Here is a 1,011-nt window from a genome sequence, read left to right on the forward strand (position 1 = left end):
TTTAATGGTCAGGTCGATGTTGACGATGTCGCCTTCTTTCAGCGGCTTGTCATCGGGAATGCCGTGGCAGATAACGTGGTTGACGGAGGTGCAGCAGGATTTCGGATAGGGCGGGTTGCCGTAGTTGAGGGGGGCTGGATAACCGCCTTGAACGTTGACGTGGTAGTCGTAAACGAGTTTGTCGATTTCGTTGGTGGTTACGCCGGGTTTGACGAATTGGCCGATGTAATCGAGGGCTTCGGCGACCAAGCGGCCGAGTTCGCGCATTTTTTCGATTTCTTCGGGGGTTTTGATGATGACTTTGTCCATGAGGTTTCCTTCTTGTTTCAGACGGCATGGAGGCCGTCTGAACGGGACGGGTGTGCCGTCTGTTTAAAACAGGTTGTCGAGATTGTCTTTATTGCGCGGTTTGGTTTGTGGTTTGGCCTCAGGCTCGGCTTTCGGAGTCGGTTTGGACTCGGGGGCTTTGGCTTTTGCCGGTTTGTTTTCTACCGCTTGTGCGGCAGGTTTGCTGTTTGCGGCTTTGTTTGCTACCGGCTGGCTGTCTGCTTGAGGTGTGTTTTGAGCGGCAGGGCTGCTGTTGTCGGATTGTGTGTTTTCTGATTTGTCGGCTTCAGCGCGTTTGTTTTCTGTGCGTTTGCTGCGGTGTGCGGCAGGACGGTCATTTTTTACACCTTCTTCCGCTTTTTCGCTTTTTTCGTTTTGTGGAACGACAGGATTGCCGGAGGCGGTTTTTGCGTCGCCGTCTTTGGCAGGCTGAACGGTTTCAGGTTCGACTGCGCCGTTGGGGCGCCAAACTTCAATGCGTGTGTCGGTTTGTTCGGCAGGACTTTTTTCGGGTACGTCGGTTTTGCCGGAGTTTAGGGTGCTGAATACGCCGGCGACGAGGGCGGCGACGGCGATAAAGCTGACAAGGAATAAGGCGCGGATTAGGTGTTTGGGCTTAAGTTGGAAAGGGGTTTTTATTATTCTTGGACATGATGTGGCAGGTAATTGTTGGAGCTGTCTATT

At 52.8% G+C, this 1,011-nt stretch carries 2 protein-coding genes; both read right to left on the reverse strand.

Annotated elements, in window-relative coordinates; translation table 11 throughout:
• Nucleotides 1-309 (reverse strand): M24 family metallopeptidase (locus tag ACTHUT_RS21105; protein ID WP_440419759.1); only part of this gene is annotated, 309 nt, incomplete at its 3' end.
• A 63-nt stretch (nt 310-372) separates the two neighbouring features.
• The coding region (locus ACTHUT_RS21110) for a hypothetical protein (RefSeq protein ID WP_440419761.1) at nt 373-1,011 on the reverse strand (639 nt) is incomplete at its 5' end.

The sequence above is a fragment of the Neisseria sp. P0022.S010 genome, from assembly GCF_051956635.1.